Annotated in this window: 11 protein-coding genes; 3 read left to right on the forward strand and 8 right to left on the reverse strand. The window is 51.2% G+C overall.

Going from position 1 to position 15586, the window contains the following annotated elements:
* Positions 1 to 12: 12 nt before the first annotated feature.
* Together BM123_RS16155 and BM123_RS16160 are read right to left on the reverse strand one after the other, a co-directional pair.
* Entirely contained in the window at positions 13 to 1452 is a 1440-nt protein-coding gene (locus tag BM123_RS16155; protein WP_090170413.1) for a DUF1501 domain-containing protein, read from the reverse strand.
* Positions 1453 to 1479: 27 nt separating this feature from the next.
* Entirely contained in the window at positions 1480 to 4659 is a 3180-nt protein-coding gene (locus BM123_RS16160; RefSeq protein ID WP_175489426.1) for a DUF1553 domain-containing protein, read from the reverse strand.
* A gap of 448 nt (positions 4660 to 5107) precedes the next feature.
* Between BM123_RS16160 and BM123_RS16165 the strand changes: the two genes are divergently transcribed.
* Positions 5108 to 6355 carry a DEAD/DEAH box helicase gene (locus tag BM123_RS16165; protein ID WP_090170415.1) on the forward strand — a complete coding sequence of 416 codons (1248 nt, stop codon included), beginning with the start codon at positions 5108 to 5110 and terminating at the stop codon, positions 6353 to 6355.
* A gap of 339 nt (positions 6356 to 6694) precedes the next feature.
* Here BM123_RS16165 and BM123_RS16170 read toward each other — a convergent pair whose 3' ends face one another.
* Entirely contained in the window at positions 6695 to 8614 is a 1920-nt protein-coding gene (locus BM123_RS16170; protein ID WP_090170417.1) for a DUF7133 domain-containing protein, read from the reverse strand.
* Positions 8615 to 8670: 56 nt separating this feature from the next.
* Positions 8671 to 10356: a PA14 domain-containing protein gene (locus BM123_RS16175; RefSeq protein WP_090170419.1), complete on the reverse strand. Its 1686-nt coding sequence runs from the start codon at positions 10354 to 10356 to the stop codon at positions 8671 to 8673.
* A 454-nt stretch (positions 10357 to 10810) separates the two neighbouring features.
* On the opposite strand from BM123_RS16175, the gene BM123_RS16180 reads away from it, so the two are divergent.
* A complete protein-coding gene (locus BM123_RS16180) occupies positions 10811 to 11263 on the forward strand; it encodes a single-stranded DNA-binding protein (RefSeq protein ID WP_090170421.1) in 453 nt (150 codons plus the stop codon).
* A 105-nt stretch (positions 11264 to 11368) separates the two neighbouring features.
* On the opposite strand, the gene BM123_RS16185 is transcribed toward BM123_RS16180, so the two are convergent.
* The 3 genes from BM123_RS16185 to BM123_RS16195 form a co-directional block, all read right to left on the reverse strand.
* A complete protein-coding gene (locus BM123_RS16185; protein WP_090170422.1) occupies positions 11369 to 12574 on the reverse strand; it encodes a GlmU family protein in 1206 nt (401 codons plus the stop codon).
* Positions 12575 to 12670: 96 nt separating this feature from the next.
* Entirely contained in the window at positions 12671 to 12967 is a 297-nt protein-coding gene (locus BM123_RS16190) for a type B 50S ribosomal protein L31 (RefSeq protein WP_090170425.1), read from the reverse strand.
* 75 nt (positions 12968 to 13042) lie between these two features.
* Positions 13043 to 13537 carry a DinB family protein gene (locus tag BM123_RS16195; RefSeq protein WP_090170428.1) on the reverse strand — a complete coding sequence of 165 codons (495 nt, stop codon included), beginning with the start codon at positions 13535 to 13537 and terminating at the stop codon, positions 13043 to 13045.
* Positions 13538 to 13673: 136 nt separating this feature from the next.
* Between BM123_RS16195 and BM123_RS16200 the strand changes: the two genes are divergently transcribed.
* The gene (locus tag BM123_RS16200; RefSeq protein ID WP_090170430.1) at positions 13674 to 14981 is read left to right on the forward strand and encodes an aspartate kinase; all 1308 of its coding nucleotides are present in this window, start codon (positions 13674 to 13676) and stop codon (positions 14979 to 14981) included.
* An 80-nt stretch (positions 14982 to 15061) separates the two neighbouring features.
* On the opposite strand, the gene BM123_RS16205 is transcribed toward BM123_RS16200, so the two are convergent.
* Complete coding sequence (locus BM123_RS16205; RefSeq protein ID WP_090170432.1) at positions 15062 to 15427, reverse strand: four helix bundle protein; 366 nt, start codon at positions 15425 to 15427, stop codon at positions 15062 to 15064.
* Positions 15428 to 15586 lie beyond the last annotated feature (159 nt).

The following is a 15586-nucleotide window of genomic DNA, read 5'->3' on the forward strand; positions in this document are numbered from 1 at the left end:
TTCAGTATTTACTTACACCAGCAAGTCCTTGACAACATGTCCGTGTACATCCGTGAGGCGATAGCGCCTTCCCTGATGCTTAAAGGTTAGCCGTTCGTGGTCAACGCCGAAGAGGTGCATTATCGTTGCGTGAAAGTCGTGAACGTGAACGGGATCCTTAACGATGTTGTAGCTCAGGTCGTCGGTTTCGCCGTAAGTGAAGCCCGGCTTTACACCGCCGCCAGCCATCCACATAGTAAAGCAGCGCGGGTGATGGTCCCGGCCGTAGTTAGTCTCCGTAAGTTTTCCCTGGGAGTATACCGTGCGGCCGAACTCTCCTCCCCAGATCACGAGCGTATCTTCGAGCAAGCCCCGCTGCTTAAGGTCTTTAACCAATGCTGCGGAGCCCTGGTCCGTATTCTTGGCCTGATTCTTGATTCCTCCGGGGAGGTAGACGTGTTGATCCCACCCCCGGTGATACAGAGCGACATAGCGCACATCCTTTTCGAGTAGCTTACGGGCCAGCAGACAGTTCGCGGCGTAGGTTCCGGGGTTTCGGCTGTCTGGGCCGTACATGTCGAAAATATGATCGGGCTCATCACTCATATCTGAGATTTCCGGAACGGAACTTTGCATCCGGTAGGCCATTTCATACTGGCTGATGCGCGCGTCAATTTCCGGATCGCCGTAGGCGGACTTTTGCACGCCGTTAAGTTCCTTTAGATAACCTAGCATCCGGTTACGGTCGCCGGCGTCATAGCCTTCCGGGTCGTTCAGGTAGAGCACCGGGTCTTTGCCCGAGGTAAACTGTACTCCCTGGTGTTGGGTAGGCAAAAACCCATTGCCCCACAGGCGCGCGTAAAGCGGCTGACCGCCGGCATTCTTGGACTGCAGAACGACAAAGGTAGGCAGGTTATCATTCAAAGAACCCAGCCCGTAGCTCATCCAGGAACCGATACTTGGCCGGCCCGGTAACTGGTGCCCCGTATGGAAAAAGGTGATGGCCGGGTCATGATTGATCTGCTCGGTATACAGAGACTTTACGAAACAAAGATCATCAACGATTCCGGCGGTATGTGGCATCAGCTCACTTACCCATGCACCGGATTCTCCGTGCCGCTTAAAGTCAAAGATCGACGGGGCGATGGGCAGACTGGCCTGATCCGCACTCATTCCCGTAAGGCGTTGTCCTTTACGAATAGAGGGGGGCAAATCCTGCCCGAACATATCCTTGAGCTTCGGTTTGTAATCAAAGGTCTCCAGCTGAGAAGGGCCACCACTCTGGAAGAGGAAAACAATCCGCTTGGCCCGGGGGGCGAAGTGCGGCAGCCCGGGGATTGCCTTAATAAGATCCTCCTGGCTTTCAGCCTTCATCAAATTACTGAGAGCCAAAGCACCGATACCAAGCGTAGCCTTCGTGAAGAAGTTTCGCCGGTCCATCCGCTGCTGCGCCTTAAAGAGTTCGTTGAGCATATTCGTTTATTGTAATCTTCAGGGAAATTAGCGCTTGGTAATCACGGCATCTGAGTTAATGATAACGCTGGCCAACACGGCATCGGTGGCAACTTCTACGCGGTCTAGTTCGGGGTTCACCCGGGAGAAACCAGCCGTCAGCCAACCATCTGCTTTGGCCGGATTTTCACTGAAGGCCAGCCGTTCGTTTTCTCTGATTTGCTGCAGCAGGCTTACTTCTTCCTCAACCGGAGGCCGGCCACTCAGGTGAGTAAATATTTTCGTAATGGCTTTGCCCTTGTCAGTAGATTCCGTGATCTGAGCGCCAAGCACCCTGGCGGCTTCCACAAAAGCAGGATCGTTCATCAGTACCAGAGCCTGCAAAGGGGTATTCGTCTCCTGCCGGCTTACCGTACACTCATTTCGGTTGGGTACATCAAAAGTTCCCAGCGTTGGATGAGGGACCGTTCTTTTCCAGAAGACATACAGACTACGTCGATAGAGCGCGTCTCCTTCATCCTGCACGTAAGTAGCATTATTCATTTTCCAAAGACCTTCTGGCTGGTAGGGTTTTACACTTTTGCCACCGATTTTGGCGGCCAGTAATCCACTTGCGGCCAGTGCATTGTCCCGGATCATCTCTGCCTCCAGTCGCCCGGAAGGGCCACGGGCGAGCCATACATTGTCTACATCCGCCAGTCGTTGTTCTTCACTTATGGGTTTAGAACTTTGCCGGTAGGCACGGCTCATCACGATTAGTTTCTGCAGGGCTTTTGTGTCCCAGCCATTATTTTCATATTCAATGGCCAGCCAGTCAAGTAGTTCCGGGTGGGTAGGCAACTCTCCCTGGTTACCAAAGTCAGCAGCTGTTTTTACGAGCCCGCGGCCAAAGAATTGCTGCCAGTAACGATTAATGGCTACCCGGGCCGTCAGCGGATGCCCGGGCTGAAAGAGCCATTTTGCCAGCCCAAGCCGGTTGGCCGGAGCGTCTTTAAGTGGTGGCATTAGCCAGTTCAGTGTTTGGGACTGAACGGGGTCAGTAGGAGAATCATACAGTCCCCGATCCAGAATATGAGATTGCCGGGGTTTATCCATCTCCTTCATCACCATGATTTCCTGTACGCCTTCCAGGCTATCAACCAGTTTTTGTCGTACAGCGTAGAGTTCCTTAAGCCCTTTGGTGTAGTTTTTCGATTGTGTTGCCAGGTAATAATCCGTTAAGTCCTCTCTTTCAGTCACTGACAATTGTCCGGGAGCTTTCGCCAATGTAGTTGCTAACCCGGCAGGATCCCCGAGTTGTTGTACTTCTACTGACGATAATTGACGGTCATAGACCATGACGTTATCAATAGCAGCTCCTTTAATTCCCCGGCCTCGCCAGCGGGCACCGATTTGCAAACCCGGTTCAATAGCGTCTTTGTAGATAGCATCCCGCATTTCATTAAAGATGATATCCCGGGTCAGGTCATCGTTCTTTACTTCCGTATCCAGTTCCCGTCCATTGAAATACAAGCGATATCCGGCTGCAGAACTCGAGCCGTCATAAGTGATCATCAGCTGAATCCACTCCTCTCGCGGCAGGTCAATTTCCGCGAACTCGACGATCGAATTACCTGGGTTTACGTGCGCCATCAGGAGCTGAAGCCCGGTACTGTCCAGATATAAATGATAGCCTCGTTCACCATGCAGGCGGGTGCCCTGCCCCTTATGGAAGATAAAGCCCGTTTGCAGCTCGGCAGGAATTTTTATGTCCAGGCCGATACTAAAGGGTTCGTGGCGACTGAATACACCGACGGGCTTGAGGTCAAGCCAGGCATCTCCATCCAGTGCCAGCCCCTTACCTGTTCTGCCTTTTGTCAGAACGGGCACTTCATTATTGGAAAATTTACGGTCCATTCGTCCTTTCTGTCCGGGCCGAACGGAGTTTTTCAACTGAGTATCGTCAAGGGCATAGTGCGCTACTTTACCAATGGGTTGCCCCAGCCGTTGGTAGGCTTTTCTTTCGATCCAGTTTTGCGCATCACTTTGTTCATCAGCAGTAATGCCCGCAATGGTACCTTCTGTCTTCTTTTCCAGTTGCTTTAAAAAAGTAATAATGCTGTCTTGCCGGGGTGTTGGAAGGTCAAGCCGTGGAGATGGGGTTGCTCCGTCCCAGGGAATCAAGCCTGCTTCATCAACGTTGTTGAAGTAGCTGTATATCTCATAGTAGTTTCGTTGGCTGATGGGGTCAAACTTATGATCATGGCACTTGGCACAAGACAGCGTAAGGCCCATGATTCCCGTCCCCAGCACATCTGCCCGATCCGCTACATAAGCGCTTCTGAACTCTTCCTCGATGATTCCACCTTCCAGGTTTTGTGGGTGCAGGCGGTTGAATCCCGTTGCCAGAATTTGCTCCCGGCTGGCGTCGGGCAGTAAATCACCGGCCAGTTGCCAGGTCACGAACTGGTCATAGGGCATGTTTTCATTAAAGCTTTTAATGACCCAATCCCGCCAGGGCGACATATCCCGATAGCGATCAACGGTGTAGCCGTGGGTATCTGCATAACGGGCCAGATCCATCCATTGCACCGCCATTCTTTCCCCGTACTGAGGGCTGGCCAGCAGTCTGTCCACCTGTTTTTCGTAGGCGTCCGGGCTATTGTCATTAACGAATGCCGCAATTTCCTCCGGTGTAGGAGGTAAGCCCGTGAGGTCAAAACTTACTCTGCGCAGCAGTAAGTCCCGGTCTGCCTCAGGAGCAAAGCCAAATTTCTTTTCCGATTGCTTCCGTCTTACAAATTGATCAATGGCGGTTTCATTCCATTCTGCTTCCGCTACTTGTGGCGGGGTCGGACGGCTGGGTGGGGAAAAAGCCCAGTGATCGGCGTAGGGCATTCCCTGGTCAATCCATTTAGCGATAACGGCTTTTTCGTATTCAGAGAGTGGAATTTTAGCGGATGCTGCCGGCATTACGAAATCAGGATCATCACTGAGAATTCGTGCCAGGATATCCTTTCCACTAGCATGTCCGGGTTCATCCAGCCGAAGACCAGCATCCCGCTTAGCTTCATCAGGCCCGTGGCAGAGGAAGCATTTGTCCGACAGTACCGGCTTGACGTGAATATTGAAATCCAACTCCTCCGGCAATTCATCATACGCGACGGACACTCCCTCTGGCAAACCGGGGCCACAACCGTAAAACAGAAGGGTAAACGACACAATAGCGGTAGTCAATAGAAATCTCATGCTTCCAAAGATAGCTGCTATAAGGCAGCGCAATTACCACAAATGGCCAATAGTATTATACGGATGAACTATCCCTGATATGGAGAACGCTTATAACCATATGTTAGGGCATAAGGTGATCATTAGGCGCTACCGCAGGTGCCGGGTTTGACTGAAGGGCAAAGAAAGTTAAGTATAGATATTTCCCTTCCTGCTAATGATTGAGATAGACGTAAAGAAAAATCGACACAAAATGTCTCAACCAAGAGGGGCCGCAATTCGTTACTTGGAATAGCAAAGAGCAGCAAACTAAAAATGTGTACCTTTGCGGTCAAATTCCGATGAGCGGGTCTTTAGCCCTGTGGATTACTGTCGGTCTCAGCGCAGTTAAGCGCCTTTTATCTTTCAACCTCGGATCCTGAGCGTGTTGTAATCCCGCTGATCTCAAGGTTCTCCCCTGAATTACCTTATGAGTAATAATCGTTCCGGTGGTGGCAATAGCCGCCCCAATAGCTCCCGTCGTAAAAAATCTAACGGCGGAGGCGCTAACCGTGGCCGTGGTGGCCGCCCTGACCGCCGCGGAAGCGGTGGTGGCCGATCTAAGCACAACTACAAGCCCATTGCGGCTGAACTGATGGTACACGAAGCGGTACCGATGAAAAAAGTAGAGTACATCTCTAAAACCGTCTATGACGATTGGGATCTTCACCCTAAGCTGAAGATTGCCATCCGTAATGCGGGCTGGACCCGCCCTACACAGATTCAGGAAGAAGCCTTTTCTGCTATCGTTGACCTGAGAGACGTAATGGGTATTGCCACTACGGGTACCGGTAAAACGGGTGCTTTTCTTATTCCCGTCATTGATGCCTTGCTGAAGGACGAGCCGTTCCAAACGCTTGTTCTCGCTCCTACCCGCGAGCTGGCCCTGCAGATTGAGCAAGAGTTTATCACCCTGACTAAGGGCATGACTTTCACCTCCATCACACTTATCGGTGGCCGTAACATCAACACTGACATCCAGAAGCTGCGTCGTGACTATGACCTGGTAGTCGCCACCCCCGGCCGACTTAAAGACCTCCACGGCCAGAAGAAGATTGACCTGAAGGAAGCTTCGGTTCTTATCCTTGATGAGTTCGACCGGATGCTCGATATGGGCTTCCAGAAGGACGTTATTTACCTTGCCGACCAGATGGGCGAACGGGACCAAACCATGCTCTTCTCCGCTACCCTGGACAAAACCCAGAAAAAGATCATCGATCATTTCCTGGACGACCCCGTAACGGTAGCCGTCAGTAGTGGTGAGGCTTCTGCGGAGCACATCAACCAAACGGTTCGCTACGTTAGCGGAGACGAGAAGTTCAACGAACTGATCTCCCTGCTGAAAGAGCCGGAACTGAAGCGCGTTTTGGTCTTCGCTGAAACCAAGCACCGCGTGAAGAAGATCACTAAGAAACTGAACCAGGCGGGTATTTCTGCCGACGAAATTCATGGTAACAAGAGCCAGAACTACCGGCAGAAGGCGCTCAAAGCCTTTAAGCACGGTAAGGTGAAAGCACTCTGTGCTACTGACGTTGCCGCTCGCGGCCTTGACATTGATGACATCACCCACGTGATCAACTTCGAAGCCCCAACGGACTACGACGTTTACATCCACCGGGTTGGCCGTACGGGCCGTGCTGGTAAGACGGGTGAGGCGATTACGTTTGTGGACGCTTAGGCAGTATGATCGTAATGGTAGTAGTCATAATATGATAGTAGCTACCGCACCTTGGAGGTTTTGCCTCCAATAAAATAACTTTGATAGAGCACAGGGCTGGAACCGGAAGGTTCTGGCCCTGTGTTTTTACATTTCAAAAGAATAACAGGCTCCGCCCGCCGCTTTAGCTGCCTTCTGGCACGCCAGTAGCGGTTCTGTCTAATAATGGTGCCTGGCGCCAAACTAGTGCAGTGTAAACTAAGTATTCGTTGGTTTTTCCCGTGAAGGGCTACCGTACTTACCCGCTCCGGGAGCCTTCGGCCCCGTTCGCCGCTGACGGCTGAAGCCGTCGCTACAGACCTACTCCACCTTTAGCACTCCTCTCATGGATTGATAGTGCCCCGGGACGGTGCAGATGTATTCGTATAGACCGGGTTTTTTGGGTGCTTCGAAGTAGATAACGTCATTGGTATCCGGCTCTACGAGCCGGGTGTGGACCAGTACCTCATCCATATCAGGGATATAGCCTTCTGCGAGGCCCTTAAGGCCGAGGCCTTCGGCGGCTTTACCGACGACGTTACCCTTTTTGCCGGAGGTGAGCAGGAAGTTGTGCTGCATGTCATCCGGGTTACGGAAAGTGAGTCGCACTTTAGCGCCAGCCTTAACGGTGAGGAAGGTTTGCTTAAACTTCATACCGGGAGTAGACTCCAGCAGCAGCTCGGTGTCCACCTTTCCGTTCCAGGAGGCGGGCATTTCGGTGGGCCGCTTGGCGGCCACGTATTCACCGGTCATTGCTTCTGAAGTATCGTCTGCACCTGCGTCCGCGCCCCCTCCTCCACCAGGAATGGCATTGAGGGTATAGTAGCCGAAGTCGTGTAGCAGGCCCGTACCATCAGCGGCGCGTATGTTTTTCAATTTAACTTCATAGATGAAGCCCGGACGGAAGCCGGCCAGTTCCAGGCGAACCGTTTTTCCATCGGGTAAGAGCGTAGCGGACCTGATGGCGTTGTCTTTAATGTCCACCACCGGCGAGCCATATGCCTTGCGGTACAGGTAGGTGAAGTTTTGGATCGTGAAGGCCGAAGCCCGTACGGTAGCCGGATTGACCGGCTGGGTGAACTCAACCTCCAGGCCATTTTCAGTTGCCTTGATCTGGTACATCTCGAAGGGAACTTTTCCCGTCCAGCGCAGGCGCTCTAAGGCGAATTCTTTTCCTCCCGTTGCGGACCAGCCACGCGCGGTCTGGCCAGCGTACAGCGTATTGTCTTTATTGAAGTTCATGCGGAGAAGCCCGGAAGCAAATCCTTCCCGGAAAGGAAAAACAGCTCCCTGATATTCCCCTTCTACTTTTTCGAGGCTTACCCGCATAATTTTACTCTGTCCCTGGTCACTAACCAGCATCTGCCCGGCGAAAGGGCCGAAGCCTCCTTCCGTCCGGTCGGTAATGATGGCGGCCGTAGAGATGCCCAGAATACCGTGAGGGAACCAAACGGCCGGGAGTTTTACCGTACCGAGTGCTTTGCGGGCGGCATACATAGTCTTATGGTCATCGTGGATGTCCTCCAGGCGCGTTTTCACCTTTGAGCCGGGCTGATCGGCCCAGACGAGACTCTCCCGGTGGCCGGCGAAATCGCCTTCGGCCAGGTGGGTAATGCGTCCGGAGCCAATCCAGTCGCCCTGGTTTTCAGCGACAAAAATGTCTCCCTGAGCGTTCGTGCCAAAACCTGCCGGGCTGCGGAGGCCCGCTGCGTAAGGCTTTAGTTCTTTTGCGTCAACGTCGTACCGCATCATCCAACCCCGCCACTTAACGCGACTAACTCCGCCGCCTTCCCAGCCGACGTTCATAGTCGCCATCATGGATCCATCGGGACGAAACAAGGGCCCGTAATGATACTCATGGTAATTGCCCGTAAGCGGTAGTTCATAGACGGTTTCGAAGCGGTCCGCCCGGTCGTCACCGTTGGTATCTTCCAGTTTAGTAACTTCTCCCCTTTGGGAAACATAGATGGCTCCGTCCCTGACGGCTAAGCCAAGAGGTTCGTGCAGGCCGCGGGCAAACTGTACGTAAGAGGCTTCCTTTTCCAGATCGCCAATCAACCAGATTTCGCCCCGGCGAGTACAGACGGCCAGGCGGCCGTCCGCCATAAAGTCCATTCCTCCGACTTCCAGCTCTACTCCTTTGGGAATGCTTACTTTTTCAATTTTATAATAGTCGTCTTCCCGTTGGGCAGACAAGGACAAGCAAAGTAAAACAGCCGTAATAGATAATAAATAACGCATCAGACAAAATTTAGGGAAGCTCTGAAAGCTCCCGATAGTTCAATAATAGAGAGTGCTTACCAATCAATACGGTAGCGAATATGCCCCTTGGCCGGTATCTGAGCGATGAGACGATCCATTCCTCCACCGCGTTGCAGTGACAGGCCTTTACCGTCATAACTTTCAATGGTGATCTTTAGTCCGGGCCCTCTTAGCGCATATTGGCCGGGGGCTGTTTCAGTAATCGTCCGTGCAGCGGCAACCTGGGTGAAGGCCTCCGGGTTCCCGCCGGCGGTGAAGGTGAGTTCGCGGAGTAATCCAGTACCGTCAGGGACAATTTTGTCCGACACTTCCCCCGGCCCGAAACTGTACAGGAAGGTAGGTCTGCCCGCTTCATCCAACTCGTGCGCCCGGTGGGCGAAGTCGTCTTCGTCCGGGTCATCGGGGAAGGCAGGCCAGGAACTGCTTGCGGAGGTTGCCCACTGCATCCGGCCGTCAAGGACAAGAGAATTACCTAATGGCTTCATTACCTGTGGCTCTCCGCGTCCGTCCCACATTTCGTGAACGTCGGCAAAGCCGCCGCGCCAAACCTGGAGTAAAGCCCCCGATTGAAGATCAAGCGAGTAGTGAGGCCCCTGCCCTTCTCCGACACTTATGACGTGAGTCCGCTTATCGGAAGCTTCATAGACTTTGGGAGCCGGGTAGTATAAAAAGCTGCGGAGCAAATAAGGATACTCATCCATTTCCACCTCAAGTGTACTCGTGCCGCCCGGGCGAGCAATTGCTTTGGGGCCATCCATGCTGTTGAAGGACATTTTCCCCTGATTGCCGACCAGATAACCGAGGTTGAAGGCATTCCACCCTCCTTTTTGTATGTAATCCACGCGAACATCATGTACGCCTTCGGACAGGCTAAGGGTCTCGTTTGCCCGCCAGGTAGATTGGTCACCTCCCCGATGAAGCCTTTCATCACCATCGACATAAAAGCGGCCTCTGGCGGGGTTGGAGGTCCACATCTGAAAAGTATACTCCTCCGTTTCAGGCACATGAAGCTTTCCAAAAAAGCGTAGCGCGAAAGCATTCTTCCCTTCCCGGAGGTAATTGATGTCAAAGCGGTTCGTATATCCCGTTACGACGGGTTCCATGGACGCCCAATCTTTTACGTCTTCGGTTCCGGGCTCCAGGTCATACAATTCGTACCGTAATAAAGGAACGTTCAAAATGATGTTACCGGCAGGGTCAACGGTTGAACCCCGGCCAGCACTTCTGCTATACTCTACGTCAGCAATTTCTACCTGACCAGAAACTAATTTAATGCTAAGGGGCCCGTCGGCCTTTTCTTTCAGGGGTTGCTGGTAGTAAAGCAAATTTCCGTTTAGATAAGCGGCAACGATTAGTGCGGGGTTGTCATCCGTTGCGGTTTTATAAGAAATCTCTATGTCCTGCCAGGAGTCGGGAGTGACTTCCATTTTTGTGCGAGCGGGCATATCCTTCAGGCGGGCCTGATCCAGGGAAAAAGCATATTGGCCCTCTAACAAAAGATCAGCCTTGCTTCCTTCGGTGAGGCGATAAGCAAATTTTATGGTCAGGTCTTCGTGCTCATCCAGCAAGGTCTGGTCCTCTGACATAGCTCCTTCAACTATTCCTTCTATAGTCTGAAGACCGGTTTCGGCGGTGGCCTCTTTGGTTTCTATTACTTCGAGAACCAGTGGGTCCCGCGAACAAGCAGCCAGTAAAAATATAAGTGGTAGGTATCGTAGCATGATCTGTGGGTATGCGATAAAAGTAAGCCGACAATATCAAACCCCTAACTACTTAGTTTTATAAAGAACATATGAAGTAAGGAAATCTACATGAGGCATCCAACACAGAAGCAGCGGTGCGAAAGGATGCCAAATGAGTTAGCGAGGAGCCAGACCGGCAAAAATTCGAAAAAACGGCTAATAAACGGTATAAATATTTTTCAACCAGGAAAAACACAACACACTGATTATCAACAAACTGAGCCGTATTTATACGTATAAAAACGTTTATAAACGTATATAAACGTAAGTATACGTATAAAAAACGGCTACGGCTATTGCTTGCCCCCACCTTTGCATCGTCACCGATTGAAAGGGATGTTATCACAGACTTGCCTTTCCTGACGTGGCTCATTTACCCACCCGGGTCGTGTTTTCAACAACCATACCAACGCGGTCCATTAACTATTATCTTATGCAAGTTCGCAATTCCATCACGCTCATTGGCAACCTTGGCAGCAACCCTAAAACGGCTACGCTACCGAGTGGCCGTCTGGCTACTGAGTTTAGCCTCGCCACGAATGATTATTACAAAGACAAAGACGGGAATCGCCAAACCCGTACGGAGTGGCACAAGATCAAAGCCTACGGTAAACTCGCCGAAGTATTTGACAAGCACCTCGTACAGGGAAGCCAGGTCTGCATTGCGGGTGCCCTGCGTTACAGCAAGTGGATCGATAAGCACGATCAGGTTCGGGTAACGGCAGAAATTGTTGCTGACAGCTTTACTTTTCTAAGTGGCGGCCGGCAGGCCGCTGCGGAGCAGGAACTGGAAGAGGAAGTTATTCAGCCTTCCACTAACAAGCCCGCCAAAAAGCGCTCCAGGAAAAAAGCAGTCGTTGCTACTGAAGATGTCATCCCGTTCTAGAAAAGAGGTAACACAAAATAACAGCAGTGTATATCCTTAACGCTATTAACACACCGCGGGGGCGTAGCCAATTGGCTGCGTCCCTGCCTTTAGTTGTGAGGCCCGTTACTTGTTCTTCTCCCGTAAGTGCTTACTCTGCTCGAAGATGTGCTCAAAAATGGCTTTATCATCTTCGCTTAGTGACCGATCACGGCGTTGCATCATGCGGTCTGCGGTAAGCATTGCCTTATCCACCCGATAGGAGGTCATTTTTTCTGCTCCTCCCCAACTAAAGGAAGGAATAAAAACGGGTGGAAAATCAGCTCCAAAGACATTAGCAGAAAAGCCGACTACCGTTCCGGTATTGAACATTGTATTAATACCTGCCTTAGAATGATCCCCCATGATAAGGCCATGAAACTGCCTTCCGGAGGCGACCCTTCTCTCTGCAGCATAAGACCAAACTTTGATGTCACTGTAGTCATTCTTCAGGTTAGAGGCGTTTGTGTCTGCGCCAATATTACACCATTCACCAATTACGGCATTACCGAGAAAGCCATCATGGCCCTTGTTGCTATTGGCCTGAAACACCACGTTGTTGATCTCTCCCCCCACTTTAACGGAAGGTCCGAGCGTAGTGGCGCCATAAATTTTTGCGCCCATCTTAACGACGCTCTTCTCATTAGCCCCAAAGGGCCCCCGGATCATACTTCCTTCCAGGACAACAGCGTCTTTTCCGAGATAGATCGGCCCGTTCTCTACGTTGAGAATACAAGCTTCTATTCTGGCCCCTTCTTCGATGAATAAGTTTTCCTGCGGTCCGATGAGGGTATTCGTAGCGGATAAGGGAGCTGACTTTCGGCCTGCGGTTAGCAACCTAAAGTCTTGCTGAATGGCCTCGCCATTGATCGCGAAAATATCTGCCGGTCGGTTGATTTTCAGCAGCGATATTGCTCCTGGGTTAATAAGCTCAAACTTGCCAAGGTCAGCGTCATTCTTAAAGGAGATAACAGATTCCTCATCAAGACAAGCAGCCAGTAGTTCCCCATCTTTCAAGCAGGCCTGGCCCGGAGAGAGTTGCCTGATCAGCTTAACGAACTCTTCGGTGGGAAGAATACTCCCGTTAATGAGCAGGTTAACTTTTCCTGATTGCAGCGGGAACAGGCCCTGCAGGTAATCCTGGGTTAAGAAAGAAGCAGGCATACCGAGGTGCCGTTCCCATTTCTCCCGGATGGTCAGGATTCCAACCCGGAGATCGGCTACCGGGCGGGCAAATGTCAAGGGTAGCAAATGGGTGCGCACTTCAGCGTCAAAAAGTATAATGTTTGCCATCTCGCGGGTATCGGGCCAATAAAAGAAATAGCGAAAGCCCGAAGTGAAAAAGGTTCACTTCGGGCTTTCGGCTAATCGAAAAAGCTGCGGGAAGGTTTAGCCTTCAGTCGTTGCTTCTTCGCTTCCGTCCATCTTCTTAGCGAAGCGGCTCTTGCCAAACTTCTTGTTGAACTTATCGATACGACCAGCCGTATCTACGAACTGCATCTTACCCGTAAAGAAAGGGTGAGAGGCGTTAGAGATTTCAAGCTTGAGCAGCGGGTACTCATTACCATCTTCGTAAGTGTCCGTGTCACGCGTTTTGGCGCAACTGCGTCCTAACCAGGATACGTTAGCGTTGATATCGCGGAAGATTACCGTGCGGTAAGTATCGGGGTGAAGATCTTTTTTCATTGCTTTGTTATTTTCGGAGCGCAAAGATACGGGTTGTGGTTTTGTTTACCAAACCTAAAGCAGAGAATATAGAACTCAACCTTTCTCGTTCAGGTCTACATCTCCGTAGAAGTCGAGATCTAAGTCACGGAGGGCCTTAGTCTGATAGATGATCTGGCCGGTGTGATAGCTCAGGTGTTCAACAACGTGCATTACGATAAAGGTTGCGTCGTGGACATAGGCCTGTACGGGGCGCTCCTGGGTCATTTCTTCCGGGCTCAGGGAACTAATGATGGTTTTGGCTTCCTGGATCACAGTGGACAGTTGATCGAGCAGTATGTCGGCGGTTGGTCCGTTGACCGCAGCAAACTCTGCATCGCGTACCCGCACGTCTTCTTGTTTCCCAAGACCAGCAACGATCCATTGGCGAATATTGCCCTCCAGGTGCAACAGTTGGTTGCCAATGCTGTTGGAGTTGGCGTTAGGGCGAGCCCATAGTTGGTCTTCCGTTAGTTCCTTCAAACAGCGTTCAATGCGTTCCAGGTTCCAGTCAAAGAAATAATGGGCGGAGGATTTGAAACTGGCTAACATTTGGACTGGTTTTATGATCTGCAAGATAATGTCTTAGTCAGCGTTCCCTATTGTTCCTGCAACAAATAATTGCACCTGCGTGCGCGCCCTTGTTATCTTTGCCCGCCAAAATTTTATTCCCCCCAATACTTCCTCTATGTTAAACGCTGATCTCAATATCTTCAAGTTTGGTGGTGCATCCATCAAGGATGCGGCATCCATTCGTAATGTGGCTAATATTTTACAGGAATATAAAGGTCAGCAGCTGGTAATTGTGGTTTCTGCAATGGGCAAAACAACCAATGCGCTGGAGGTGGTAGCCCGGGCCTATTATGAAGGAAATGTTGAGCTGGCTAATCAACGATTGACGGAGCTGCGCAACGCTACTTTCACCACTATTCAGGAGCTTTTCGGAGAAACGCCGGATAATCTGGCAGCGGCGGTCAATGATTTGGTCGTAACCATCGAATGGGTTTTCGACGATCCACCGAGTGAGAGCTACGACTACGACTATGACCAGATCGTCTCTCTCGGAGAACTCATCAGCAGCCACATTGTCACGGCCTATCTCCGTCATTCGGGCCTGCCGTCCGTTTGGCTGGATGCACGCGATTGCATCATTACTGACAATACCTATCGTGAAGGCTGGGTGCAGTGGCCCGAAACCCAGCAACGGGTGAAGCAACACGTGACGCCCATTCTGGAAGCCGGAAGTATGGTGGTTACGCAGGGTTTCATTGGTTCCACTACCGAGAACTTCACCACTACCCTTGGGCGGGAGGGCTCTGATTACTCCGCAGCGATCTTCAGCTTCTGTCTGGATGCCGGGAGTATGTCGATCTGGAAAGACGTTCCGGGCGTGCTTACCGCTGATCCGAGGATATTTGAGAACGTCACTAAGCTGGACCGCCTGAGCTATAAAGAAGCGATTGAAATGACGTATTACGGTGCCAGCGTCATTCACCCAAAGACGATCAAGCCGCTACAGAATAAGAGTATTCCCTTACACGTACGCAGCTTTGTAACGCCGGCGGAGCCTGGCACCGAGATTTCATCGGACGCCGGAGATGTCTACCCACCCATGGTTGCCGTTGAAAAGGAGCAAGCTCTGGTTAATATCAGCACGCGTGATTTCAGCTTCGTGGCCGAACACCACATCCGGGAACTTTTTGAGCACATCACCACCACCCGGCTTCAGGTAAATATGATGCAGAATACAGCCATTAGCTTCAACGTAGTCGTTAATGATATCGATGATCGCATCGAACGATTTTGCGCCCTTATCGAAGACGATTTTAAGACCACTGTCGACCGGGGGCTGGAACTCATCACGATCCGCCACTATACGCCGGAGGTCCGGGAAAGCATGCGCCGTGGGAAAGTTACCTTGCTGGAAGGGCGGCTACCGCTGACGATTCAGATGGCGGTGAAGGAGGTGGCGGTGATTGCGCGGAAGGAGGGGTAGTTTAGTCTGGTGGTCTGGTAGTCTTGTAGGCTACCGCATTTTGAAGGTGTTGGAGTGACTCTGGTTATAGGATCCCGCTTTTAATACCTATCTGGATGTTTGCTCATGTAGGATAATAGCATGCCTACTTCTTCAGAAGCTGACAAATATCTGTCATAAACCTCTTTCTCAAAGTAACCACAGTCGAGGGCTGCATCCAGCCATGCCTGGGTTTCATAGTTTTCTCCGCTGGCATCGGTCAGCTTTGCCTGAAAATGTTTGGGGTAACGCCTCTTTGCAAAGCTTTCTGCAAGGTTTGCACTCACTGATCTTGAGGAACGCCGGATTTGATCAATTAAACTGTATTTCTCCTCCTTGGGAAATTGAGCCGTAAGTCGGAAAATTGAAGCAGATAGTTTTCTGCTTTGTTCATATGCTTTCCAGGAGCGAAATTTCGAAGAACTCATAGTAGCTGATTTGTTTCCCGCAAACCTATGGGACTACCTTCTGGCTAGTCGTTCTTTAAACGAATACTTACGTTTATAAACGTTTAAATACGGCTAAGGAAGCCACTATATTCATCACTTTTCCACGCCCAACCTCATGCGGCATTCTCCCACGCCTAC

Origin of the sequence: Neolewinella agarilytica (assembly GCF_900110645.1) — a bacterium.
GTDB classification, from domain to species: Bacteria; Bacteroidota; Bacteroidia; order Chitinophagales; family Saprospiraceae; genus Neolewinella; species Neolewinella agarilytica.

Excerpts from the sequence above, each read along its gene's own strand:
- BM123_RS16155 (WP_090170413.1), bottom strand. The coding sequence starts at position 1,452 with ATGCTCAACGAACTCTTTAAGGCGCAGCAGCGGATGGACCGGCGAAAC.
- BM123_RS16190 (WP_090170425.1), bottom strand. The coding sequence starts at position 12,967 with ATGAAAAAAGATCTTCACCCCGATACTTACCGCACGGTAATCTTCCGC.
- BM123_RS16175 (WP_090170419.1), bottom strand. The coding sequence starts at position 10,356 with ATGCTACGATACCTACCACTTATATTTTTACTGGCTGCTTGTTCGCGG.
- BM123_RS16185 (WP_090170422.1), bottom strand. The coding sequence starts at position 12,574 with ATGGCAAACATTATACTTTTTGACGCTGAAGTGCGCACCCATTTGCTA.
- BM123_RS16205 (WP_090170432.1), bottom strand. The coding sequence starts at position 15,427 with ATGAGTTCTTCGAAATTTCGCTCCTGGAAAGCATATGAACAAAGCAGA.
- BM123_RS16170 (WP_090170417.1), bottom strand. The coding sequence starts at position 8,614 with ATGCGTTATTTATTATCTATTACGGCTGTTTTACTTTGCTTGTCCTTG.
- BM123_RS16165 (WP_090170415.1), top strand. The coding sequence starts at position 5,108 with ATGAGTAATAATCGTTCCGGTGGTGGCAATAGCCGCCCCAATAGCTCC.
- BM123_RS16180 (WP_090170421.1), top strand. The coding sequence starts at position 10,811 with ATGCAAGTTCGCAATTCCATCACGCTCATTGGCAACCTTGGCAGCAAC.
- BM123_RS16195 (WP_090170428.1), bottom strand. The coding sequence starts at position 13,537 with ATGTTAGCCAGTTTCAAATCCTCCGCCCATTATTTCTTTGACTGGAAC.
- BM123_RS16160 (WP_175489426.1), bottom strand. The coding sequence starts at position 4,659 with ATGAGATTTCTATTGACTACCGCTATTGTGTCGTTTACCCTTCTGTTT.
- BM123_RS16200 (WP_090170430.1), top strand. The coding sequence starts at position 13,674 with ATGTTAAACGCTGATCTCAATATCTTCAAGTTTGGTGGTGCATCCATC.